This is a genomic window from Maribacter sp., from assembly GCF_049667165.1.
GTDB lineage: Bacteria > Bacteroidota > Bacteroidia > Flavobacteriales > Flavobacteriaceae > Maribacter_A.
This window is the reverse complement of the sequence record NZ_JBATHS010000366.1, coordinates 1-23,489: the sequence shown is the minus strand read 5'-3', so window position 1 is coordinate 23,489 and position 23,489 is coordinate 1. Positions and strand designations below refer to the sequence as shown.

The window sequence follows — 23,489 nt, the reverse complement described above, 5'->3', positions numbered from 1 at the left end:
AGACGATGGCCCTTCCTTATTACTTCGTTACTTCTTTTTATTCTTGCTTTAATGGCTAGGACCCTTTTGCTATTTGGGGTGCATAACCACCTTTGGGATGGTTCCTTGATCAAAAGCTACAATCTTCTTGAAGATGCAATAGCGCTTTCTTACTCGCTCTTTCTATTTGTAAAGTCAATTCGCCTACTATATGCATATCAACAATTATATCCTGATGTTTTAAAATATGATAATCTAAAATGGATAAAACGTTTTTTGCAATTAGGGGGTATAGTATTTATCTTCTGGATAATTGCAGTATTGTTCAACACATTCTCCAGCACTTTCAATCCGCCCTATACCTATTATCCCTTACGGCTTTCTTCCTCCATATTGATTTATTGGGTAGGATACCAGGCTTTTTTCCATTATGTTGTCTTGAAGGATAGGATTCAGTTGCGCGGTGTGATTAGAAAATCACTGTCAGAACCGATTCAAGAGAGCCGAACCGATATACGGGCATTGCCAAAATCCGAAAAGGAAGAAGAACTGTTCAAAAAAATAAACACCCATATCGTAGTCCATCAAAGATATCTTGATCCCGTTTTAAGTTTGGATAAAGTTTCTGAAGAACTCGGTATAGGAATCAGTAATTTATCCAAACTGATCAACCAGTATTCCAATAGGAATTTTTCTGACTATATAAACCATCTTAGGGTTGAGGAATCCAAAGAATTGTTGGGCAATGCCAATTTTAAATCCTACACAATAGTTTCTATTGGCCTTGAGTGTGGGTTCAACTCAAAATCTACCTTCTATACCGCGTTTAAGAAATTCACGGGGTTGACTCCGACCCAATATCGAAAAAAAAATTCCCAAAAAAGTTGATTTGTCCGGATTTATCCAGTTTGCAAAATGCTGGACAAGCAGATCAACGTGTTGTCATAGGTTTGTGCCATAACCAAAAAATAAGTAGCCATGAGATGTAAATTTGTGACAAATAGCAACGGATTGTTTGCGTCTATGAATTCAGTGTCCAGTCTTCTTAGATCAGAAATTTTAATGGTCTTGATCTTTCTTATGATGATGGTCCAAGGAACTTCCCAAAGTAAATCAGGTCATATAATGGAAAACAATGAACTAAAATTGAATGTTCTTTATTTGCCCGGGGGTTATTCTGAATTGACGTATGAGAGAATACTTGGAAACAATTCGGCCGTAGGGATTTCCATAGGGTTCTTGATAGATTCGGCAAGTTCGAACTATGCAACTGATATCCTAACGTTTGACAAAGCCATATTACCCTATTACCGTTATTATTTTGGTCAAAAAAGAGCGGCCGGATTTTTCTTGGAAGGCAACAGTATTTTTTATTCCGAAAAATCAATGGTGCAGCATGAGCGTGAATCTGGTTGGGGACTGGGTATGGCGGTGGGCATTAAATTGATCAAGAATGATAATTGGCATATTGACGTTTTTGCTGGGGGCGGGTTTGGTGTAAACGGCAGGAATACAGGATCTGAATTTTTGAATTTTCCGGACATGTATCCCCGATTGGGATTGGCAATAGGCAAGCGGTTTTAATGGGCTATGCGATATTGATTTGAAACTCCTCGTTAAGCCACATCCGGTTATAGGGGTCTATGGGCTAAGATTCCCATGATTGCTATATCACGTAAACAGATTCATTTGATAAGGTGTATTTTGAGGTTGAAAAAAGGGAATGTTCCTTTGGATATAATTGCCTTGGGAAGCCTACTGAAAAATATTCGTAAATCCTTTGGCATGGGATATTTATACCACGCATTTCCCGAAATAAAAAGGATGAATATGCCTGTTCGATGTTCCTATATCGAAGAATTACTTCAGATAAACAATTAAATAATGGTTTCTTGATTTAAAGGTTGAATTTGGTCTTTCAAACTAACTTTAACGAAGATTATAACTATCATGGCCGAAAGACTTATTGTAATATCCGATATGTGGGGTGCAAGGAAAGGTATATGGGCAAACTCCTATTTGGTGTATCTTCAGCAGTATTTTGATGTAACCTATTATGATAGCCAACACTTGGCGAAGATTGACCATAGAGAGATTTCAGGGGAGCAATTGCTTGAAGGATTCTTAGACGGGGGTATCGCTAAGGCAATCGCACAGTTGATTCAAAACGAAAAAGAACCATGTCACTACGTGGGGTTCGGTATTGGGGGGACGATTGCTTGGCAAGCGAACTTAAAAGGGCTTCCGATGAAATCCTTATATATGGCATCGGCTCCTTTCATGGGTGAAGAAAAAGATAAGCCCGTAAACCCTATCACAATGGTGTATGGCGAATTGGATGCTAACATGCCCTCAAGAGAAAGGTTTGATGAATGGCAAGTGGATCCCGTAATCATAAAAGGGTATGGTCATTCGCTGTATACGCAAGAACCTGTCATAAAAAAAATCGCCCAAGACCTACTCGACCTAGTGACCAATAAAATCAAGTCGCAAACCAAGGTAATCCCAATCAGGAAACCGCTTTTAGTTTCTTGATCGTCTCATAGGATAATTTACGCTCCGCATACGGTTTAGATACCTTGAATTCAGTTTCATCCGTACTTGGCATTTCGAACATGGCATCAGTAAAAATGGCCTCGCATAAAGAACGGAGCCCTCTAGCCCCAAGTTTATATTCAATCGCCTTTTTTACAATATAGTCCAAGGCTTGATCGGTAATCGTGAACGAGATACCATCCATGGCAAATAACTTTTCATATTGCTTTATGATGGCATTTTTAGGCTCTGTAAGAATGGCCCTCAACGTTTCCTCATCCAATGGGTTCATATGGGTCAATACAGGCAATCTTCCTATGATTTCAGGAATAAGCCCGAATTCCTTTAAATCCCTGGGAATGATATATTGTAAAATATTATCCTCATCGACATGGTCGTCAGCTTTTGAGGCGCTGTAGCCAACAGCTTGCATATTCAATCGTTTCGTGATAATGCGTTCAATACCATCGAATGCACCTCCGGCTATAAAAAGGATATTTTCGGTATTCACCTCGATGAATTTTTGGTCGGGGTGTTTTCTTCCACCTTTAGGGGGCACGTTAACCATAGTACCTTCCAACAATTTTAGAAGGCCTTGCTGCACACCTTCCCCAGAAACATCCCTGGTAATCGAAGGATTATCGCTTTTACGTGCAATTTTGTCTATTTCATCTATGAATACGATTCCGCGCTCCGCTTTTTCAAGGTTATAATCGGCCGCTTGCAATAGTCGTGTTAGAATACTCTCAACATCCTCACCGACATATCCCGCTTCGGTAAGTACCGTGGCATCAACGATGGCCAAGGGTACATTTAGCATTTTGGCTATGGTTTTGGCCATCAGGGTTTTACCCGTACCGGTTTGGCCGACCATGATGATGTTGCTCTTTTGAATTTCAATATCGTCTTCCTTGCTATGGGGCTGTAACAGTCTTTTATAATGATTGTAGACCGCCACGGACATTACTTTTTTGGTCCGCTCTTGTCCTATAATGAAGGTGTCAAGGAATTCTTTGATATCCAACGGTTTTTTCAAGACCAGTTCAGAGGATAAATCGTTGTTTTTCGATTGGTTTGACTCCTCTGCCACAATACCATAAGCCTGTTCTATACAACGGTCACAAATATGTGCGTCCAAACCGGCAATCAGAAGATTGGTCTCTGGTTTTTTCCTTCCACAAAAAGAACATTCTAAATTTTCCTTCGCCATATCATTTATTGTCTATCTTGAATAACGATAAAAATGGGATTTTGGTTTATCGCCATGGTGTTCAAGGGCAATTTTTATTGGATATTCGTCGCTTTTAAGACTTATCCCTTACAAGGATTTCATCGATCATACCATATTTCATGGCTTCCTCGGCTTTCATCCAATAATCCCGATCGCTATCTTCCTGCACCTTTTCCAATGGTTGCCCTGAATGTTTAGAGATGATCTCATAGAGTTCGTCCTTAAGTTTCAGGATTTCCCGGGCTGTAATTTCAATATCACTTGCCTGTCCCTGTGCACCGCCCATAGGTTGGTGGATCATGACCCGGGAATGGGTCAGCCCACTGCGTTTTCCTTTTTCACCAGCACATAGCAAAACGGCACCCATTGAAGCCGCCATTCCTGTACAGATAGTGGCAACATCGGGTTTAATGAATTGCATGGTGTCATAAATACCCAAACCGGCATAAACACTTCCGCCTGGGGAATTGATGTAAATCTGGATATCCTTGGAAGCGTCGGCACTCTCCAAGAACAACAATTGTGCTTGCACAATATTGGCAACCTGGTCATTGATCCCGGTTCCGAGGAAAATGATCCTGTCCATCATCAAACGCGAGAACACATCCATGGCAATCGCATTCAATTGCCTTTCCTCAATAATATTAGGGGTCATGTTCACAGGATACATACTGCTCATGATCTTATCATAATACATGCTGCTTATCCCCTGATGGTTTATTGCGTAATTTTTGAATTCTTTTCCGTAATCCATGTGGTTTGTATTCAATAATTTAGATAAAAAAGGTGCCGAAAACCAACGTTTCGGCACCGTAAATATACTTATTTTAAATGAGACATTTTAAGCAAAGGAAGTTGCTATTGGCCCCAAATTTTATCCGTAAACTTCTTTAACAAAGTTTTCGTAAGTGACTTCCTTGGTTTTTAAATTGACTTTTTCCTTATATAGGGTAAGCAATTTTTGGCTCATCAATTGTTCAGACAGCCTTTTGACCTCATCCTGGTTGCCCAAAACACGGGCTGCAATGGTATCCAATTCCTCTTCCTGAGGATTTAATTGACCAAATTGGGCCATTTGTGATTTAATGAATCCTTTGGCAAATTCTTTAAGTTCCTCAAATTGAATTTGAATATTGTGGTCTTTTATGATTTTCCCTTCTATCAGTTGGTACCGCAATCCTTTTTCGGACTTTTCGAATTCCTCATTCGCCTGTTCTTCGGAAAGGGGTTGCTCTCCGGTCATTTGGATCCATTTTGTCAAGAATTCGGCAGGTAACTCGAATTTTGTGTTTTCAATGAAGTATTCCGTGATGTCATTGAGTAATTTCTGATCGGACTGCTGTTCAAATTGCTTCTCTGAATCTTCCTTGATCCTATCTTTCAATTCCTTGGCAGATTTGATGGCATCCTTACCAAAAAGCTTATCGAACAATTCCTGGTCGAGTTTCGCAGGTTCCCTTTCATTTATTTCTTCAATGGTGAACGATACCTCTATGTTCAAATCCTTGGCTTTTTCCTGAGAAACACCCAGAACACTTGATAATAGATAATCTTCCTTGAAAAGTTCCTTGGTGCTAAGCGTAACCATGTCACCGACCTTTTTGCCCATGAGACTGGTCAGAGCCTTTTTGCTTTTTATCTTATCAAGTTCCAAGGTGGTCTTGTTTTCAATTTCCTCAGTTTCGTTCTTGAAGGTGCCCAAGACCTCAAAATCTTTGCCAATTTCCTTTTTGCCCACCAACTTGCCGTATTGCTTCTGAATGCGCAAGACCTGTTCGTCGACCATTTTCTTATCGGCAACGATCTTATATTGGGTCAATGGTTTTTTGGTCTGTAGAGGCACTTCGAATGTGGGAGCAAGACCAAGTTCGAATTCAAAATCCAATTGATCGTTTTCCCAGTCAAAATTGTCCTGTTGTTTTGGTAATGGATTTCCAAGGACATCCAATTTTTCCTCGGTAAGATATTTGTTCAGGTTGTCTTGAAGTAATTTATTGACCTCATCGACCAAAACCGCCTTACCGTATTGTTTTTTGATAAGGCCCATAGGAACGTGGCCTTTTCTAAAACCGGGAATATTCGCTTGTTTTCTATAGTCATTGAGAATACTATTTACCTTGTCCTGATAGTCTTCCTTCGTAATGGCAACTTTTACAACGGCATTTAAATTGTCAATCTGCTCTTTTGTGATATTCATTTGCGTATTTAATTTTGCATAAATAAATTGGGATGCAAAAGTAGTACAAATTAAATATCCAAGCAAGTTTTTAAGTCACTGGATTTCAAACCATAAATAGGTGAAATCAGTCTTCTTTCAATATCGAAAAAAGTATGGATTGTAAAAAAGAAAGCAGGAGGCTGAATAACAATGCCCACCAAATGTTTTCCACCGAAAAACCGGTAACAAGACTATCAGCCAATAATATGATGATCGCATTTATGATCAAAAGAAAAAGGCCCAAGGTCAAAATAGTCACTGGCAAGGTCAATATGACCAGGATCGGTTTTACGATAAAATTCAATAGACTCAATACAATGGCCACTATAATGGCTGTCATATAAGTATCCACACCAACCCCTGGTAAGATTTTTGACAGGACGACCACGGCAATGGCGCTTAGGAGAATACGTAAAATTAGTTTCATGGTAGAAATGATTATAAATTAAAAAAGGTATCAGGATGTCCCCTGATACCTTTAAAAGTATAAAATATTTTCTATTAATTGATATAAAGACCGGTATAATCCAAAGGATTTACACCGGGTAGATTGGAACCGTATTTTTCGTTGATCGACTCAATAAAAAGCAGGGTCAATAAGGCATAGCCCCTTGGCGATGGATGTACGCCATCAAGTGAAAAACCCCCGCCAGTAGCATATTCCGCGGTAACAATGCTGCCATCTGGTAAGGGAAAGCCCGATGTTGCGATCGTGGTCAAAAAAGCATTGGCATCTACAAAGGCCAAGTCATATTGGTTTGCCAGTGTTTCAATCGTTTGATTATACGCTACATGTGCAGTGGCTACTGCAGCTTGTTCCGAAGGTGTAAGCACCCATTTGTCTTCCATGGGATACGTTATGCCATTTATGGCCAATTGTCCCGCGTTGGCCGCTGGTAAGCCCAAGTTTTGCAGCGTGGTAAAGGCCTCTTGATTTAATTTGGCAATTACTGTTTGACTCGGGAACACGATCAGATCATCTGCGGTTGCCTGACGGGCTTGTCCATAAAGAAATCCTAGAACCCCTGCTGTGGGGGCATCTAGGCCTCCACCAATCAGGGTTTGGGTTAGTTGTGCCGATAAATCGACCAAAGAATCATCCCTAATAACCAAAGCGCTTGCCGCAGTTGTGGAGAACTCAATCGATCTTTCGGGAACGCCCATAAATGCGAAGGCGCCATTCAACTGGGCAAAGGTGGCGTTCAAGGTTGCAATTTGCGGCCCGAAATCAGGATTGGTTGGGTCTAAAGGATTATAGGGAACCGCTGTAAAATAGGGTATGGTGGTAATATCGGGTATGTTCGCAACCACGCCATCGGCTCCATTGGCCGTTAATGCTTCTAATAGACCGTCATACACCATTGCAAATACGTTGGGGTCGGTAATGTCCGAACTTCCATAGGTCGAAGGATCTAAATTTCCAGTTTGATCGACGCCGACACCTCCGCCAGTGGCATAACTCAAAATATCATTATTCCCAATCCAGAGGGTGAAGAAGGTCGGGTTTTGTGCGACCACATCGTCGATGACCGTGGTGCTGGGACTTGAGGCAAACCGTGCAAAGTAAGGATTGGCCAAACCGGCAGCCACTCCGGCGACATTGCCATATCCTGGGGCCGCCAAATGAAAACTTTTTGCTCCGGGAACCCCCATATTATTAAAAGCACCCGATAGTGTATTTGTGATCTCAGTGGAACCCGAACCGGAAACCGGTGTAGGTGTTGGGGAGCCTGAAGCAAAGGATAGAATCAAACGATTGCCTAAAATAGGAGTGCCTTCCAAAGTTACTCCACCTAAGTTATCGGCCATAAAAGGGACATTGAAAGTGCCACCCCCTGCCAAAGCAAAATTCGATGCCAACATGGTCGGGAAGGAATTGGTCTGGCCATCAATAAAAAGAGCGGCGTCGGAAAAACCGGCGGTCAATGAATTGCCTACGGCAACATAGTTCGAAAAATCGGCAGAACCACTTGTATAGTTTACGGGGTCCGGTTCTTCAGGTATTTGGTTAATTGTTGTGTCATCATCACTACAAGAGATGAACAATAAACCAAAAATAGCAAGTAAAGCAAGGAACTTTTTCATTATGTTTTGAGTTAGTTAGTTTCAGTACGATAAATCCAAATTTAAATAAAATTATGACATTCGCAATCTTAAGGCTAAAAAAATTATGCATGCATAATAAAAAGGCGATTTGGTTACGACTTTATAAAATCGATGGTCTTGGTAAAAAATTGGGAAGGATTTTCGGCGTGTAACCAATGGCCCGCATGGTCAATGGTCGCAATCTGTGCGTTTGGAAAATGAGCGCGAATGGTCTCGGTATCGGCAGGGGTAATATATTCCGATTTATCGCCCTTTACAAACAGCGTGGGTCCTGTAAATTGTTCGGTTGGGCTTAAACTTTCCCCGATTTCCTCCATTTTGTGGCTCAATACATCTAGATTGAACCGAAAACCCAATGTTCCTTTTTGAACCCAGTAGAGGTTTTTCAACAAAAATTGGCGAATGCCCTGCCCACGTATATAATTGCTCAACTCGGAGTCGGCTTCGCCTCTTGATGTTATTTTTTCGAAATCCAAGTGCTTTAGCCCGTTCAGGATGTCTTGGTGGTGGGGAGGATAGTACTTAGGGGCAATATCAGCCACAATCAACTTGCTTAAAAGCCCTGGGTAGCTTACTGCGAATTGCATTGCGACCTTACCGCCCATAGAATGTCCCAAAACAGCAACCTCCTTCAAACGGTGTTCGTCAATATAGTTTTTGAGGTCAGCGGCAAGAATATCATAATCGAAATCCTCGGAATGAAAGCTCTTGCCATGGTTCCGTTGATCGATCAAATGCACTTCCAATCCATGTTCGGCATATTGGGTGCCTAAGCTCTTCCAGTTGTCTGACATTCCCAAAAAGCCATGCAAGATCAAAAGGGGTTTGCCGCTCCCCAGTATGTTAGAATGTAAGCTTAGGCTCATTTAAGTTTGTTCAGGTACATATTAATGACATTCTCCAATCCGAAGTAGAGTGATTCGCAGATCAGGGCGTGGCCAATCGAGACTTCCAATAGATTGGGAATACTGTCTTTAAAAAATTTAATATTGTCTAAACTTAAATCGTGCCCGGCATTTATTCCCAGTCCCAATTCAGAAGCCACTTGGGCTGCCTTGATAAAGGGGTCAATGCCTTTCATTTCCCCTTTGGCAAAGGATTTGGCGTAGTTTTCGGTATAGAGCTCAATGCGATCCGTACCGGTTTCGGCCGCACCTTCGACCATCTTTATATCCGCATCAACGAAAATAGAGGTTCTGATATCGTTTTTTTTGAAGGTGGTGATCACTTCGTGTAAAAAGCTTCTGTTTTTTATGGTGTCCCATCCTGCATTCGAGGTGATGGCACCTACGGCATCGGGGACAAGGGTTACTTGCGTCGGTTGGATCTCCAAAACCAGATCCATGAATTTTTGGATGGGATTGCCTTCTATATTGAACTCCGTACGCACGATCTTTTTCAAATCCCTTGCATCCTGGTATCTGATATGCCTTTCGTCAGGCCTTGGATGCACCGTTATCCCTTGGCCACCGAATGATTCGATATCCATGGCTACCTTTAAAAGATCGGGTACATTGCCTCCCCTTGAATTTCTTAAGGTTGCTATTTTATTGACATTTACACTCAGCTTGGTCATAGGAATATAACATATCTTTACAGGGTAAAAATACAAAATAGGCATACCTTTTGATATATTTAATTAGTATTTTGCGTTTAATTTAAAGCTATGCAGATTCAGACACAAATAATTACCACGATTCCGGTATTTCAGGCCAATGAACCTTTAGAGGATTTGGTTCAGTTCTTTATGGAGAATACCTATTCCCATGTCGCTATCGTAAAGGGTAAGAAGTTTTTGGGTGTTTTCAATGAAAATGATCTTGACAACTTCACTATAGGCAAGAAAATAGAGGATTACAGATATAATCTCGAAACCTTCTTTGTGCGGCAAGAAACCAATTGGTTGGATGTTCTGGAAACATTTGCAAGAAACGAAGCCAATATCGTTCCTGTATTGGATAAGGATGATAAGGTTTTAGGGTATTACGACATCACCGATATCGTAAGTGTTTTTATCGACACCCCGTTTTTTACTGAACCTGGGGGTATCTTGGTGGTGGCAAAAGGCATCAAGGATTATTCGTTTAGTGAAATCGTGCAGATTGTAGAGAGTAATAACAGCAAATTTATAGGTGGTTTTATCTCTGAAATGCGGGATGAATTGGTTCAGATAACCATTAAGATAAGTAGCAACAATATGAACGAGGTGATGCAGACATTCAGGCGGTATAACTACAATATCCTATTTGGTAATATAGATGACCAGTTTATCGATGACCTAAAACAAAGGTCAGACTATTTGGAGAAATATCTTAATGTTTAATAAGGGATAAAATGGGCATGGGCGGAATACTTGTTTTTCAATCAGCCATAACAACTGGGATTTTTATGCGAACCTATCCATAAAAGGCACGCATGAAGCGCTTCGTCTATGAACAAAATTTTGAGTATACCTATTTTATGATGAATGCAAAATTCGTAAATAGACGAAGCCTATGAAAGTTGCCATTTACGGTCAGATATACCATGAAAACACACTGGACTATGTGGGGGAACTGCTTGATGAGCTTGAAAAGGAATCCGCCACAGTGGCCATCGAGGAACGTTTTAAGTCCCTATTGCCCCAAAAACTGAATATTGATGGCTGCCTCTCCTTTAATGAATCGCATGGTTTAGATAGTTCCTTTGACATGTTCGTAAGTTTCGGTGGTGATGGCACCATTTTGCGGGCCACCACCTATGTTAGGGATTTGGGTATACCCATAGTTGGCGTCAATACGGGACGGTTGGGGTTTCTCTCTACCTTTAAGAAAGAAGATGTTAGGAAGGTGGTGCGGGAATTCGTGCAAGGGGCCTATACCATTGTCGAAAGAAGTCTGTTGCAGGTGAATGCCGGTTCACAGGCAAAGGAAATTGGCCCGCTCAACTTTGCCTTGAATGAAATAACCGTTAGTCGTAAGGATACGACATCGATGATCACTGTCGAGACCCACCTGAACGGGGAATACTTAACCTCGTACTGGGCCGATGGTTTGATCGTTTCCACCCCTACGGGTTCTACAGGGTATTCATTGAGTTGCGGAGGGCCCGTGATCGTGCCGACCGCAAAATCATTGGTGCTAACACCCATTGCTCCCCATAACCTTAATGCACGGCCTTTGGTCATCTCTGATGATACGGTCATTCGATTAAAGGTATCGGGTAGGGAACACCATCATCTGGTTTCATTGGATTCTAGGATTGCAACCTTGCAAAACGATATATCCATCGAAGTGAAAAAGGCAAACTTTACCATAAATATGATTGAATATACTTCCGAGAGTTTTTTGAAAACACTACGAAATAAGTTGTTATGGGGCGAGGATAAGCGCAATTGAACCCAAGAAAAACAATATTTGCCCGCAAATGTTGTTTATCATGTGTGAACCTGGAAGTATTCCTACACAAAATCGAATAGTAAGGGTTTAATTTGCAAATTTTATTGAATTTATGAAGAATTACTTTTTTTCAATTCTTGTTTTACTTTGTATTTCATTGCGTGCCCAGACCTTCGAAATAGGTGGGTTTGCCGGCGGGGCCAATAATATTGGTGACGTGGGTAGAACAAACTTCATTTTGCCTTCGGATATCGCTATTGGTGGATTGTTCAAATGGAATAAAAGTAAAAGATATGCTTGGCGTGCTAGTGTAATTTATGGTAAATTTACAGCCGATGATTCAAAATCGAGCATGGCCTCCAGAAAACAAAGGGGGTATGTGGTGAAGAATTCCATTATGGAGGCTTCGGCAGGTTTGGAATTTAACTTTGTGGAGTATAACTTACATAAGTTGGGTCCGGCTTTTACGCCTTATCTTTATACTGGGGTCACCTATTTTAGGTATGATTACGACTATATAGATGCGGGTCAGCAAATCAGCCTAGATCAAAAAGATGGATCTTTTGCCATTCCCATGGTAGTAGGTCTTAAAAGGAGATTGAATCAATTTTTGATTATTGGGGCAGAGATCGGTGCAAGATATACCTTTACCGACAATCTCGATGCCAGTAATCCTGAGAAATCGAATGTCAATCAACAATTGGATGTTGATTTCGGGAATATTTTTAGTGACGATTGGTATGTTTTTTCCGGAGTTACCTTAACCTATACCTTTGGACGAAAACCATGTTCCGATTGTTTTGAGTAATACCACATGAATACTATTGAAGATATCGACGATCAAAGATTACCGGGGCATATTGCCATTATTATGGATGGTAATGGTCGATGGGCCAAAGAAAAAGGACGCCTAAGGGTTTTTGGCCATGAGCATGGCGTCGATACCGTAAGGCGAACCGTCGAAAGCTGTGTCAAGATCGGGATTGAATACCTTACCTTATATACCTTCTCTACAGAAAATTGGAACCGACCGAAATTCGAGATCGACACCTTGATGCGGCTTTTGGTCAATTCCCTCAAAAAAGAACTTAAGACATTCAACAAGAACAATGTTAGGCTAAACACCATTGGCGACATCAAGGCCTTGCCAAGAAGAGCCTATGAAGAGCTTTTGGAGGTCATGGAAAAAACCAAGGAAAATACAGGAATGACCCTGACCTTGGCGTTGAGTTATGGGGCTCGTGACGAAATGAAAAACGCTGTAAAAGAGATTGCCATCAAAGTTAAAAATAATATAATTTCTCCCGAAAGTATTGATGAAACCATTATAAATAACCATCTTTACACGCACAATTTACCAGATGTTGATTTGCTCATCCGGACTAGTGGAGAACACCGGATAAGCAATTTTTTATTATGGCAAATTGCATATGCCGAGTTATATTTTATTGATGTGTTTTGGCCCGATTTCAAGGAACATCATTTGGTAGGAGCCATTATTGATTACCAGAACAGAGAACGAAGATTTGGAAAAACTAGCGAACAACTCATCTAGAGATATGAAAAGGTTCATGTCCCTTGAACCATTAATTACCTTCTTATTACTTTTTATAGTCACAATTACCACCGCACAGGATGTCCCTTATGAAGATGGTAAGAAATATGTACTTGGCGGCCTTGAGGTTACCGGGCTACAAAGCTATAATGAACAGACCGTAAAGACCTATACAGGACTACGGGTGGGGCAGCCCATCACCTTACCAGGGGAACAGATCAGTGAGATCATCAACAAACTTTGGGGTTTGGAGTTGTTTACCGATATCGATTTCTATATCACCGATATTCAAGGGGACAATGTTTTTCTTGAGTTGAATATCATTGAGCGACCCACCTTGTCAAAGGTGAAAATGAATGGGGTAATGGATAGAAAGGTCAATGAGATCTTAAAGGATACCGATCTAAAGAAAGGCAAGAAGATCACCGAAAGCTTAATCGCCAATAGTAAGAATTACATTCAGAATAAGTTCAAGAAAAAGGGATACCTGAACGCCAAGGTGAACATCATTACCGTAAATGATACCTCAGAGACCAATGCCCGAAGCATGATCGTTAATTTGGACAAAGGGGATAAGGTGAAAATAAAGGATATTGTTTTCGAGGGAAATGAAAAATTACCGTCAAAAAAATTACGGAAGGCCTTAAAAAAGACCAAGAAAAAGAAATTGGGACGTTTTTGGAAAAAGTCCAAGTTCATAAAGGACGACTATGAGAACGATTTGTCCCTTTTGGTCGACAAATACGCTGAGAATGGCTACCGGGATGCCCGGATCATTTCCGATACCGTGGTTAATGTCAATGAGAACAACATCAAAATAAAGATCAAGGTCGAAGAGGGTAATAAGTACTATTTTGGCGATATAGATTTTGTTGGCAACAGTGTTTATTCCGATCAGGCATTAAGTAGGGTATTGGGTATAAAAAAAGGAGCGACCTATAACGGCGTTTTATTGCGTGAGCGTATTGCCGATGATACCAAGCCCGACGCCAATGATGTAACCAGCCTGTACCAGAATAATGGGTATCTTTTTTCGAGCATTAATCCTGTAGAGGTATCCGCTGAAAACGATACCATCAATTTTGAGATCAGGATCATTGAAGGCAAGGAGACCTTTTTGAACCACGTTACCGTAAATGGTAATGACCGTACGAATGACCATGTCATCTTTAGGGAGTTGCGAACACGCCCAGGTCAAAAGTACAACAAGTCAGATATTATTCGAACCATACGTGAATTGGGGCAACTCGGTTTCTTTGATGCCGAACAGATCAAACCAGATATTGTAAACCCAAAACCCAACGAAGGTACTGTGGATTTGGCGTATAGCCTTGTAGAGTCGGGATCGAGCCAAATAGAACTCCAAGGGGGTTATGGTGGCGGTGGCTTCATCGGTACCTTGGGTCTGTCATTCAGCAATTTTTCGTTAAAGAATATATTGAATGGGGAAGCCTATAAACCGGTTCCCATGGGTGATGGTCAAAGCTTTGCCGTGCGTTTGCAGGCCAGTAGAACCTATCGTGTATATAGTCTGAACTTTTCAGAACCTTGGTTGGGAGGTAAAAAACCGGTTCGTTTTAATCTTTCCTTATCCAAGACCCAACAATTTCGTGCCAGCTATTCAAGCTCAGGAAGAATTCAGGTGAATAAGGACGAAGGATTCTCCATCACGGGTATATCCGCCGGGTTGGCCAAGAAGGTGCAATGGCCCGATGATTTCTTTGTGATTTCCCATTCATTGGGGTACCAACTCTATGAATTCAATAATTATAACTTGGGCTTGTTCAATTTTGGGAATGGTAATTCGAATTCATTTACCTATACCTTGGGCATTTCAAGAAATGCCACAGCAGGGGGTAGGATCTTCCCTAGGGGAGGCTCCAATTTTGAGATTACCGGCAAATTTACACCACCTTACTCCCTTTTCAACAATAAGGATTATGGCGCTTTAAAAGATGAGAGCGAGGAACTTACTATCAAAAGATCTACGGAAGGTCTGACGACAGAGGAGTCAACACAGTTGGAAAACATTGATCAAGAGCGTTTTAGATGGTTGGAATACTATAAGGTAAAATTCAAAGGGGATTGGTATACGACCCTTGTTGGAGATTTAGTATTGAGGACCAATGCCGAATTGGGCTTCTTGGGCAGTTATAATAGCGCTGTGGGTGATGTGCCTTTCGAGCGATTCTATGTCGGTGGCGATGGTATGGGCAATTTTACCTTAGATGGTAGGGATGTGGTCCAATTACGCGGGTACGATAATCAAGCGCTGACGCCATTGGATCCTTTAACAGGGCAAAGGGATGGTGCCCTAGTATACAATAAATTCTCAATGGAGCTTCGATATCCATTGACCTTAAAACCTTCTGCATCGATTTATGGCCTCGCTTTTTTGGAAGGTGGTAATGGTTTCAACAATTTTCAGGAATTTAATCCGTTTCAAATAAAACGATCGGCCGGAGTGGGGCTAAGGATATTTATGCCGGCATTTGGACTATTAGGAATTGATTTTGGGTATGGTTTCGATCAGGACTACAATACAAATTCTGTAGGACCCAGTGGATGGCAAACACACTTCATTATCGGCCAACAGTTTTAATTTACGAATCGTGGCATAGGCTAATCTATTCATTTTAAAAGTTTTAGTATTTTTGGCACGATATTTTCTATGTATTAAAACGGAATCAAAATGAAACCAAAAACAAAAGTTCTTTTAATCGTATCCTTGATGCTTGGTATGTTCCACACGTTCGCACAGCGTGGGGTTCGAATTGCTTATGTGGATATGGAGTACATCTTGGAAAATGTAGAGGAATATCGTGATGCGAGTGCCCAGTTGGAAAACAAAGTCCAAAAGTGGAAGGTGGAGATAGAGCAAAGACAAAACGCTGTGGAGCAGATGAAAAAAGATTTGATGGCAGAAAAGGTGCTTTTGACCAATGAATTGATCGCCGAGCGGGAAGAAGAGATACAGATTCTTGAAAAAGAGATGATAGAGTACCAACAAGATCGTTTTGGACCCCAAGGGGACTTGGTTTTACAAAAGAGACAGTTGATCCAGCCCATACAGGATCAGGTTTTTAATGAGGTGCAAAAAATTGGGGTGAATAAAAAGTATGATTTTATTTTTGATAAATCGGCGGATGTCGTAATGTTGTACTCCGAAAAAAGACATGATATCAGTGAGTTGGTGTTGCGTGGTATTTCACGGACAAGAAAAGTAAGTGCACCAAAGAAAAATGCCGATGCAAAAAATAGGTTGGCAGAATTTGAGGGGGATGATGTCCCCGAGGAAGAGGGGATTAGCGAGGCGTTGAAAGAACGACAGGACTTGGCCAAACAAGCTGAAGAGGCAAGGGAAAAGACCGCAGAGGAAAAAAGGGCCGAGCAATTGAAAATCAGGGAAGAACGAAAAAAGGCCTATGATGAACGAAGAAAGAAACTCTTAGAGGAAAGGGAAGCCAAAAAGAAACAGAAAGTAGAGGAACGACAAAATGAAATCGAAAAGGATAGTATAAATTAATCGGTCGTGATCAACGTACTATAGTAATCACAACCCTTAGCATACCAGTACAAGTGATTGCTTCGTACCTTAATAATAAAAAAGTAGAATCATTAACTAAAATTAACACTCAAATATTATAATTAAAAATCATGAAACAAGTAAAGAAAATAGTAGTTGCCTTGGTTTTGTTCGTTGCAGCGACAAGTTTTGTTCAAGCACAAAGTAAAGTAGCGCACATAGATGTAACACAGCTTTTGTCACAAATGCCAGAAATGAAATCAGCCGAAGCTGAATTGAAGAAGTTACAGGAGACTTATAGGGCCGATATCGAAAGCTCCATGACCGAACTAAAGAATAAGTACACCCAATATTCCAATGAGTCGGCCTCGAAATCTGAAGAGGAAAACCAGAAGAGAGCCCAAGAATTACAGGTGTTCGAGAAAAACATCGGTGAGGCGCAGCAAAATGCTCAACAAGAACTTCAGAAAAAGCAAGCGGAGTTATTCGCACCCATCTCAGAGAAAGCAAAGGCTGCCATTGAGAAGGTAGCTGCAGCCCAAGGCTTTGATTATGTTATCGATGCCCAACCAGGAGGAGGACTTATCGTAGCCAAAGGAAAGGATTTACTTGCCGAAGTGAAAAAGGAGTTAGGCTTCTAAGAACGGGTATAACACATTACTTAAACCATCCTATCATCATGTTAGGATGGTTTTTTAGTTTTAACCCATAACTTTTTTCCGTATCCCCTGCCACCGAAGCGTGCGAATGAACCTTCCTTCATCCACGGTTACCAATTTTTGAAGCTTGTTTCCCTTGGCCTTAAGAAAGCCTTGCATGTTATGGTACAGGGTTTTTATATTTTTTTGTTTCCAGGCCATTTTTATAGATGCGACCAACGTTAACAAAAATCCATAGTCCATGCCGTACATGGCTTCACCCTGCATTAATTTGGCCTTGGCATTATACGCTTTTCCCGTAGGTCGTAAATGTTTGACATGTAATTCTTCCAAGGTCTTGATTTCATACCCATGATATTGTGCCAGTAATTCGTCCAACGTATCCCAGCCCATGGCATTTTTAAGTCCACCAATACTCCTAAAACAAGCTTTTGTGTAAGCTTTAAATGCCCCTCGTACGTGTGTTTTGTCCATAGGATGGTTGAGCTCCCATTGGCCGTTGGGAGTACGTTCATAGACAAAGCCTCCGGCCATACCCACCTTGGGGTTCGATTCGAATGTCGAAGCTATGGTCTCAAAATAATGGAACGGTAGCATAAGGTCGGCATCGAGTTTCACGATAAAGTCATAATCGTCGTCCAATGCTATTAACCCTTTACGAAATGCGTTTATGACCTTACTTCCAGGTAAATGTTCATTAGATGAGCTGGTATTCAATTTTTTGAAGATGTCCGATTTGCTGCGGAATGTATCGATAATATCTTCTGTGCCATCGGTTGAATTGTCATTGACGATCACAACTTTTTTTGGCGGCAAGGTTTGGGCTAATACGGTTTGCAAGGTCGCTGCCAAAAATGCTTCTTCATTATGTGCCGGGATAACGATATAATAAGCCAACTTCATTTGTTTTATAATTATACCTCAGCAATTCTTTCGGCATATACAATATAGTATCTAGGGGTAAAATGCCGCAATAGCGGGCGAAGTCCCAATTTTTTTACGGGATTGGTCCATTTGTTCGAAGCTACGATTTTCCACCCTGCCTTTTCCAAAAGCCAATCGAATTGCCAGTCCTCAAATTCATGGTAATGTCTGTCCCAAGGGTCTGTTTTGCTTTGGTAGGCCGTTGCGAACCATAATCGCAAGGGGATACTGGCTACAAGCTTTTTTGCCTTTATTTCACGTAAGACATTGAATGGGGCGACTAAGTGTTCAAAAATCTCAAATGCCGTTACCACCGCTGCATCGCTTTGGGTGACTGACGTAAAATCAAGGTCCAAATCCTCCCCGTTGGTATTGGTGACCGTATACCCTTTTTCCTTTAAAATCGTGGAAAACGGATTTTCAACACCAAGATCTAAAATGGTCTCATCAGTGGCGATATGCCTTTGTAAAAAAGAGAAGGTGTTTTTATATCGTTTATTGGGAAAAGTTTTTGCGTACATCTAAAATGGACAGTATAGTGAAATAGCCAAAATTCCGTTGATCATTATGTTGTTGGTACGAAGTTAAAAAAATATGCAGAGGCATAACCATATACCCCTGCAATTCTTTATTCAAGATATATACGAACTATTTAAACTTCGTATACAATGGCATTGATGTTCATGCCGGCACCTACACTGGCAAATAATACCAAATCGCCTTTTTCTATGCCGTGGCCTTCTATATTACCTTTTTTCACCTTATCATATAGGGTGGGTATTGTGGCAACGGAACTGTTTCCCAATCTACCAATGGTCATTGGCATGATCCCTTTTGGCGGTTTGAGTTTATATTGTCTATAGAACCGTTTTACAATGGCCTCGTCCATTTTTTCGTTGGCTTGATGTATGAATATTTTTTTGACCTCGGATATATCCCTTCCTGTTTTGTCCAAGCATTCTTTCATAGCTTGAGGTACATGGGATATGGCAAACTCATAAATTTTTCGACCATACATTTTAATGTAACGCCTGTCTTCCTTAATGTCCTTGTTATATGATTCGCCAAAAAATAGATAATAGGCCTCGTCATTGGCATAGGTAGCTGTTTCGTGGTTGAGAAATTGCCCCTTGCCTTCAGCCTCCTCTATAATTGCAGCACCTGCACCGTCTGAGTATAGCATGGTGTCACGGTCATATTTATCAACGACCCTTGATAGGGTTTCAGCGCCAATAACCAAACATTTTTTCGCCATACCCGCTTTAATGAATGCGTTGGCTTGTATAACCCCTTCTATCCATCCAGGACAACCAAAAAGCATGTCATAAGCTACACATTTTGGGTTTTTGATGCCCAATTTATGTTTTACACGAGACGCGAGACTGGGGAGGGTGTCCCCTTGGATTTTTCCTGGTGATAAATCACCGAAATTATGGGCAAATATGATATAATCCAGGGTTTCTTGGTCAATACCGGCATTTTCAATAGCTTTTGCCGCTGCAAGGTGCCCCAAATCAGAGGTGTTTAGCTCATCTATGGCATAGCGCCGTTCACTGATGCCGGTAATCGATTTGAATTTTTCTATGATGGTTTTATTGGGTGCATCGATTGGCGTTCCATCACTATTCAAGAATGTATTTTTTTCGAAGCTGGAATTTTCAATGATGATAGATGGTCTAAAGGACCCTGTGCCGGTAATCGCTATACTCATTTGTGGTAATTATTTTCGCGAAATTAGGATATCCTTTGATACTATGCCTCAAAAAAGCAACTCACAATACGATGTTCAAGTTCATTCGCAGCCTAGGATTCTTTAAGTAAATGCCTTTTGACTATTCTAAAAGGCATTTATTTGTAGGGGTTTATACGGTTATTCCGATTCAACATAGGCTTCTATCGGCGCGCAGCTACAAATAAGATTACGATCTCCATAGGCATCATCAACTCTTCTTACCGTGGGCCAAAACTTATTGTCCGATACATAGGGTAAAGGAAAAGCAGCTTGTTGTCTACTATAGGGAAAATCCCATACGTCATTGGTAAGCATAGTAAGGGTGTGGGGTGCGTTTTTAAGTGGGTTGTTGATCGGATTTTCAACCGCCTTGTCAATTTCATCACGAATGGCATTCATGGCATCACAAAAACGATCCAATTCGGCAAGACTTTCACTTTCAGTAGGCTCGATCATTACTGTTCCGGCCACAGGGAAGGAAACCGTAGGGGCGTGAAACCCATAATCCATAAGGCGCTTGGCAATATCGGTCACCTCAATGCCGTTTTGCTTGAACGGACGGCAATCTATGATCATTTCATGAGCCGCACGACCATTTTCTCCTGTATACAATACTTCGTATTTGCCACTTAGCCGTTCTTTGATGTAATTGGCGTTGAGTATGGCCACTTTGGTGCTATGGGTCAAGCCTTGTTCCCCTAGCATCTTGATGTACCCATAAGAGATCAAACAGACCAAAGAACTGCCCCAAGGTGCGGCAGAAATGGCAGAAATAGCCTGCCCGCCCCCTGTTTTGACCAAAGGGTTTCCAGGAAGAAAGGGCACCAGTTGTTCGGCGACACATATGGGTCCGACCCCAGGACCACCCCCACCGTGGGGTATGGCAAACGTTTTATGTAAATTCAAATGGCAAACGTCTGCTCCGATAGTGGCAGGGTTCGTAAGTCCTACCTGCGCATTCATATTAGCACCATCCATGTACACTTGTCCCCCTTGGTCATGGATCAACTTTGTTATATATTTTATGGAGGATTCAAAAACCCCATGGGTAGACGGATAGGTGACCATCAAGGCAGCCAAGTTATCGGAATGTAATTTAGCCTTTTCCTCTAGATCGGCTAGATCGATGTTTCCTTTTTCGTCGGTTTTGGTGACCACCACTTTCATGCCTGCCATGACTGCCGAAGCCGGATTTGTACCATGGGCGGAAGCAGGGATAAGACAAATATTACGATGACCCTCATTACGGGATTCATGATAGGCTCGTATGACCATGAGACCTGCATACTCTCCTTGAGCCCCTGAATTGGGTTGAAGCGAAGTTCCGGCGAATCCTGTGATGGTCGTCAAATCTTTTTCAAGTTCGTGAAGTACCTCTTGGTACCCTTTGGCCTGGTCTAAGGGTACGAATGGATGTAGGTTGCCCCATTCTGCCCAGCTAAGGGGCAACATTTCACTGGCCGCATTTAATTTCATGGTACAAGAGCCCAACGAAATCATAGAGTGGTTCAGCGAAAGGTCTTTGCGCTCCAATTTCTTGATGTAGCGCATCAATTCTGTTTCAGAATGGTAGGTATTGAAGACGTTATGTTCCAAAAAAGGGCTTTGTCGGGAAAGCGTTACGGGAATTACATCCTCCACGGTTTCCGTAAATAGCAGGGTGTCTTTTTGGTTCCCAAATTCCGTAAAACATGAGAAAACGGATAATACATCCTGTTCATCCGTAGCTTCGTTTATTGAAATGGATATCGTGTTCTTATTTATATAATTGAAATTAATACCCTTGCCCTCTGCGATCATTCGAAGTTTATCGGTATCGGGGATTTTGATAAGCAGCGTATCGAAAAAAGCAGTGTTCAATTGTTCAAATCCCAATTGGGCGAGGCCTTTGTTCAGGATTTTGGTTTTACGATGTATTTGTTCTGCTATATATTGTAAACCTTTGGGTCCATGATAAACCGCATACATACCGGCCATAACGGCCAAAAGCACTTGTGCGGTGCAGATGTTGGAAGTTGCCTTATCGCGTTTAATGTGTTGCTCCCGGGTCTGTAACGCCATGCGTAGGGCAGGTTGCCCATCAGCATCCTTGGTTACCCCGATAATTCGCCCGGGGATGTTTCTTTTGAATTCTTCCTTTGTGGCAAAAAAGGCGGCATGGGGTCCCCCATACCCTAAAGGAATGCCAAAACGTTGACTGGTACCTATAACGACATCAACACCGATATCCCCAGGGGGTGTCAATAACACTAAGCTCAATAGGTCGGCCGCAACGGCGACCTTGATTTCTTTTTCGTGGGCCTTGGCAACAAAAGGGGCGTACGCATGTACTTGGCCATATTTTCCTGGATATTGTAGCAAGGCGCCATAAAAGTCCTCGTCGAAATTAAATTCCTCATGATTGCCCACCACCAATTCTATGCCCAAGGGTTTTGAACGTGTCTGTAACAAGGACAAGGTTTGTGGTAAGACTTCCTCAGAGACAAAGAATTTAACCACGCCATTGTTCTTTTGGGTTCTTGTACGGACGTCAAAAAGCATGGACATCGCTTCTGCGGCAGCCGTGCTTTCATCCAATAATGAGGCATTTGCCAACTCCATTCCCGTTAGGTCGCTAATTACCGTCTGAAAGTTCAGAAGCGCCTCTAACCGACCTTGGGCGACTTCGGCTTGGTACGGTGTGTATGCCGTATACCACCCCGGATTTTCCAAAATATTCCTTTGGATGACCGAAGGGGTCATGCTTTCATGATATCCCAAACCGATATAGGTCTTATAGACCTTGTTTTTTATGGATAATGCCTTGATATGGGAAAGAAATTCATGTTCGCTCATAGCCTTCGATAATCGAAGGGGTTGTGCCAATCGTATGTCCGAAGGAATGGTTTCTGAAATTATTTGGTCTAGACTCTCCGCCTTCACGGTTTTGAGCATATGTTGAAGGTCATCTTCGTTGATACCAATGTGGCGTGAAGCAAACAAATCTGTTCTCATAGCTGCAATCTTTTGATGGGCAAACTTAGGAATTTAATCCATTAAAATCGATCTGTTTTCCCTCGTTGGTGGTTAAAGTTTTTAACGAAAACCAAGGGTTATAAACAGTTTGGTTATTTTTAACGAATGAACTTCATCAGGCGTTTGTTCGATTTTTATTTAGATGCCAGTATACATGTGGCTTTGGCCGTGTTGGCCCTCTTGAAAACAACGGCGATTTTTTTTGATATTGAACTGGGTAACCACCTCTCGTATTTCGTTTTTTTCGGGACCATCATCAATTATAATTTCATCAAGTACGGTGTTGAGGCCCAGAAGTATATTTTGGTCAGCAACAGATATCATAAGAACATACAATTTTTTAGTTTTATATGTTTTTTGCTTACCTGTTATCAGGGTTGGTTTTTAAGCGCCGATTCCTGGTTGATCCTTTTCATATTAACGATGTTGACCGGTTTCTATGCGTTGCCGGTATTACCACAGGCCAGGAATTTAAGGAGTCTCGGTGGACTTAAGATTTTTTTTGTCGCCTTGGTGTGGTCTGGGGTTACTGTTGTCCTGCCCTTGGTCGAAATGGGTAGGGTTTTGGTATGGGATGTCTGGATCGAAGTTGTGCAGCGTATTCTAATGGTCTTGGTATTGCTGATTCCCTT

The 23,489-nt window shown here is 41.6% G+C and carries 21 protein-coding genes and 1 pseudogene; 11 read left to right on the top strand and 11 right to left on the bottom strand.

The window, feature by feature from the left end; translation table 11 throughout:
• The first annotated feature begins 51 nt into the window (after window positions 1–51).
• From WBM98_RS16605 to WBM98_RS16595, 3 genes are all read left to right on the top strand, one after another.
• Window positions 52–867: a helix-turn-helix domain-containing protein gene (locus WBM98_RS16605; RefSeq protein WP_424367138.1), complete on the top strand. Its 816-nt coding sequence runs from the start codon at window positions 52–54 to the stop codon at window positions 865–867.
• Between the two features lie 90 nt (window positions 868–957).
• Window positions 958–1,563, top strand: coding sequence for a DUF3575 domain-containing protein (locus tag WBM98_RS16600; RefSeq protein WP_424367137.1), 606 nt, complete (start codon window positions 958–960; stop codon window positions 1,561–1,563).
• A 366-nt stretch (window positions 1,564–1,929) separates the two neighbouring features.
• Window positions 1,930–2,514 (top strand): hypothetical protein, encoded by a 585-nt coding sequence (locus tag WBM98_RS16595; RefSeq protein WP_424367136.1) that lies wholly within the window; start codon window positions 1,930–1,932, stop codon window positions 2,512–2,514.
• Here the strand turns inward: WBM98_RS16595 and clpX are convergent.
• The 7 genes from clpX to WBM98_RS16560 form a co-directional block, all read right to left on the bottom strand.
• Window positions 2,489–3,724 carry an ATP-dependent Clp protease ATP-binding subunit ClpX gene (gene clpX / locus WBM98_RS16590; protein ID WP_424367135.1) on the bottom strand — a complete coding sequence of 412 codons (1,236 nt, stop codon included), beginning with the start codon at window positions 3,722–3,724 and terminating at the stop codon, window positions 2,489–2,491. The two genes, WBM98_RS16595 and clpX, sit on opposite strands and share 26 nt — an antisense overlap.
• A gap of 94 nt (window positions 3,725–3,818) precedes the next feature.
• Window positions 3,819–4,499, bottom strand: coding sequence for an ATP-dependent Clp endopeptidase proteolytic subunit ClpP (gene clpP / locus WBM98_RS16585; protein WP_424367134.1), 681 nt, complete (start codon window positions 4,497–4,499; stop codon window positions 3,819–3,821).
• A 120-nt stretch (window positions 4,500–4,619) separates the two neighbouring features.
• Window positions 4,620–5,942, bottom strand: a complete 1,323-nt coding sequence (tig, locus tag WBM98_RS16580; RefSeq protein ID WP_424367133.1) for a trigger factor — start codon at window positions 5,940–5,942, stop codon at window positions 4,620–4,622.
• Window positions 5,943–6,048: 106 nt separating this feature from the next.
• Complete coding sequence (locus tag WBM98_RS16575) at window positions 6,049–6,390, bottom strand: phage holin family protein (RefSeq protein ID WP_424367132.1); 342 nt, start codon at window positions 6,388–6,390, stop codon at window positions 6,049–6,051.
• A gap of 74 nt (window positions 6,391–6,464) precedes the next feature.
• Window positions 6,465–8,048: a G-D-S-L family lipolytic protein gene (locus WBM98_RS16570; RefSeq protein WP_424367131.1), complete on the bottom strand. Its 1,584-nt coding sequence runs from the start codon at window positions 8,046–8,048 to the stop codon at window positions 6,465–6,467.
• Window positions 8,049–8,161: 113 nt separating this feature from the next.
• Complete coding sequence (locus tag WBM98_RS16565; protein ID WP_424367130.1) at window positions 8,162–8,935, bottom strand: alpha/beta fold hydrolase; 774 nt, start codon at window positions 8,933–8,935, stop codon at window positions 8,162–8,164.
• Window positions 8,932–9,645, bottom strand: coding sequence for a pyridoxine 5'-phosphate synthase (locus WBM98_RS16560; protein ID WP_424367129.1), 714 nt, complete (start codon window positions 9,643–9,645; stop codon window positions 8,932–8,934). The genes WBM98_RS16565 and WBM98_RS16560 overlap by 4 nt, the downstream gene beginning before the upstream one ends.
• A 90-nt stretch (window positions 9,646–9,735) precedes the next feature.
• On the opposite strand from WBM98_RS16560, the gene WBM98_RS16555 reads away from it, so the two are divergent.
• From WBM98_RS16555 to WBM98_RS16525, 7 genes are all read left to right on the top strand, one after another.
• Window positions 9,736–10,392 carry a CBS domain-containing protein gene (locus WBM98_RS16555; protein ID WP_424367128.1) on the top strand — a complete coding sequence of 219 codons (657 nt, stop codon included), beginning with the start codon at window positions 9,736–9,738 and terminating at the stop codon, window positions 10,390–10,392.
• Window positions 10,393–10,564: 172 nt separating this feature from the next.
• Window positions 10,565–11,446 (top strand): NAD kinase, encoded by an 882-nt coding sequence (locus WBM98_RS16550; RefSeq protein ID WP_424367127.1) that lies wholly within the window; start codon window positions 10,565–10,567, stop codon window positions 11,444–11,446.
• 112 nt (window positions 11,447–11,558) lie between these two features.
• Window positions 11,559–12,254, top strand: a complete 696-nt coding sequence (locus WBM98_RS16545; RefSeq protein WP_424367126.1) for a DUF6089 family protein — start codon at window positions 11,559–11,561, stop codon at window positions 12,252–12,254.
• A gap of 6 nt (window positions 12,255–12,260) precedes the next feature.
• Window positions 12,261–13,001 (top strand): isoprenyl transferase, encoded by a 741-nt coding sequence (locus WBM98_RS16540; protein WP_424367125.1) that lies wholly within the window; start codon window positions 12,261–12,263, stop codon window positions 12,999–13,001.
• Between the two features lie 4 nt (window positions 13,002–13,005).
• Window positions 13,006–15,603, top strand: coding sequence for a BamA/OMP85 family outer membrane protein (locus tag WBM98_RS16535; RefSeq protein ID WP_424367124.1), 2,598 nt, complete (start codon window positions 13,006–13,008; stop codon window positions 15,601–15,603).
• Window positions 15,604–15,693: 90 nt separating this feature from the next.
• Window positions 15,694–16,527 (top strand): OmpH family outer membrane protein, encoded by an 834-nt coding sequence (locus WBM98_RS16530; RefSeq protein WP_424367123.1) that lies wholly within the window; start codon window positions 15,694–15,696, stop codon window positions 16,525–16,527.
• Window positions 16,528–16,658: 131 nt separating this feature from the next.
• Entirely contained in the window at window positions 16,659–17,168 is a 510-nt protein-coding gene (locus WBM98_RS16525) for an OmpH family outer membrane protein (protein WP_424367122.1), read from the top strand.
• A gap of 60 nt (window positions 17,169–17,228) precedes the next feature.
• Here the strand turns inward: WBM98_RS16525 and WBM98_RS16520 are convergent, their stop codons facing one another.
• From WBM98_RS16520 to gcvP, 4 genes are all read right to left on the bottom strand, one after another.
• A complete protein-coding gene (locus tag WBM98_RS16520) occupies window positions 17,229–18,089 on the bottom strand; it encodes a glycosyltransferase family 2 protein (protein ID WP_424367121.1) in 861 nt (286 codons plus the stop codon).
• 11 nt (window positions 18,090–18,100) lie between these two features.
• Window positions 18,101–18,631 (bottom strand): methyltransferase, encoded by a 531-nt coding sequence (locus WBM98_RS16515; RefSeq protein WP_424367120.1) that lies wholly within the window; start codon window positions 18,629–18,631, stop codon window positions 18,101–18,103.
• Between the two features lie 131 nt (window positions 18,632–18,762).
• A complete protein-coding gene (locus WBM98_RS16510) occupies window positions 18,763–19,821 on the bottom strand; it encodes a 3-oxoacyl-ACP synthase III family protein (RefSeq protein ID WP_424367119.1) in 1,059 nt (352 codons plus the stop codon).
• Window positions 19,822–19,980: 159 nt separating this feature from the next.
• On the bottom strand, window positions 19,981–22,836 hold the full coding sequence (gene gcvP / locus WBM98_RS16505; RefSeq protein ID WP_424367118.1) for an aminomethyl-transferring glycine dehydrogenase: 2,856 nt from the start codon (window positions 22,834–22,836) through the stop codon (window positions 19,981–19,983).
• Between the two features lie 126 nt (window positions 22,837–22,962).
• Between gcvP and WBM98_RS16500 the strand changes: the two are divergent.
• Window positions 22,963–23,489, top strand: a pseudogene (locus tag WBM98_RS16500) (hypothetical protein); the annotation flags it as partial.

Bases quoted from the DNA above. Each gene is read 5' to 3' on its own strand.
- WBM98_RS16595 (WP_424367136.1), top strand. From the start codon at position 1,930: ATGGCCGAAAGACTTATTGTAATATCCGATATGTGGGGTGCAAGGAAA.
- WBM98_RS16535 (WP_424367124.1), top strand. From the start codon at position 13,006: ATGAAAAGGTTCATGTCCCTTGAACCATTAATTACCTTCTTATTACTT.
- WBM98_RS16525 (WP_424367122.1), top strand. From the start codon at position 16,659: ATGAAACAAGTAAAGAAAATAGTAGTTGCCTTGGTTTTGTTCGTTGCA.
- gcvP (WP_424367118.1), bottom strand. From the start codon at position 22,836: ATGAGAACAGATTTGTTTGCTTCACGCCACATTGGTATCAACGAAGAT.
- WBM98_RS16565 (WP_424367130.1), bottom strand. From the start codon at position 8,935: ATGAGCCTAAGCTTACATTCTAACATACTGGGGAGCGGCAAACCCCTT.
- WBM98_RS16560 (WP_424367129.1), bottom strand. From the start codon at position 9,645: ATGACCAAGCTGAGTGTAAATGTCAATAAAATAGCAACCTTAAGAAAT.
- clpP (WP_424367134.1), bottom strand. From the start codon at position 4,499: ATGGATTACGGAAAAGAATTCAAAAATTACGCAATAAACCATCAGGGG.
- WBM98_RS16550 (WP_424367127.1), top strand. From the start codon at position 10,565: ATGAAAGTTGCCATTTACGGTCAGATATACCATGAAAACACACTGGAC.
- tig (WP_424367133.1), bottom strand. From the start codon at position 5,942: ATGAATATCACAAAAGAGCAGATTGACAATTTAAATGCCGTTGTAAAA.
- clpX (WP_424367135.1), bottom strand. From the start codon at position 3,724: ATGGCGAAGGAAAATTTAGAATGTTCTTTTTGTGGAAGGAAAAAACCA.
- WBM98_RS16520 (WP_424367121.1), bottom strand. From the start codon at position 18,089: ATGAAGTTGGCTTATTATATCGTTATCCCGGCACATAATGAAGAAGCA.
- WBM98_RS16530 (WP_424367123.1), top strand. From the start codon at position 15,694: ATGAAACCAAAAACAAAAGTTCTTTTAATCGTATCCTTGATGCTTGGT.
- WBM98_RS16555 (WP_424367128.1), top strand. From the start codon at position 9,736: ATGCAGATTCAGACACAAATAATTACCACGATTCCGGTATTTCAGGCC.
- WBM98_RS16545 (WP_424367126.1), top strand. From the start codon at position 11,559: ATGAAGAATTACTTTTTTTCAATTCTTGTTTTACTTTGTATTTCATTG.
- WBM98_RS16570 (WP_424367131.1), bottom strand. From the start codon at position 8,048: ATGAAAAAGTTCCTTGCTTTACTTGCTATTTTTGGTTTATTGTTCATC.
- WBM98_RS16510 (WP_424367119.1), bottom strand. From the start codon at position 19,821: ATGAGTATAGCGATTACCGGCACAGGGTCCTTTAGACCATCTATCATC.
- WBM98_RS16575 (WP_424367132.1), bottom strand. From the start codon at position 6,390: ATGAAACTAATTTTACGTATTCTCCTAAGCGCCATTGCCGTGGTCGTC.
- WBM98_RS16540 (WP_424367125.1), top strand. From the start codon at position 12,261: ATGAATACTATTGAAGATATCGACGATCAAAGATTACCGGGGCATATT.
- WBM98_RS16600 (WP_424367137.1), top strand. From the start codon at position 958: ATGAGATGTAAATTTGTGACAAATAGCAACGGATTGTTTGCGTCTATG.
- WBM98_RS16605 (WP_424367138.1), top strand. From the start codon at position 52: ATGGCTAGGACCCTTTTGCTATTTGGGGTGCATAACCACCTTTGGGAT.
- WBM98_RS16515 (WP_424367120.1), bottom strand. From the start codon at position 18,631: ATGTACGCAAAAACTTTTCCCAATAAACGATATAAAAACACCTTCTCT.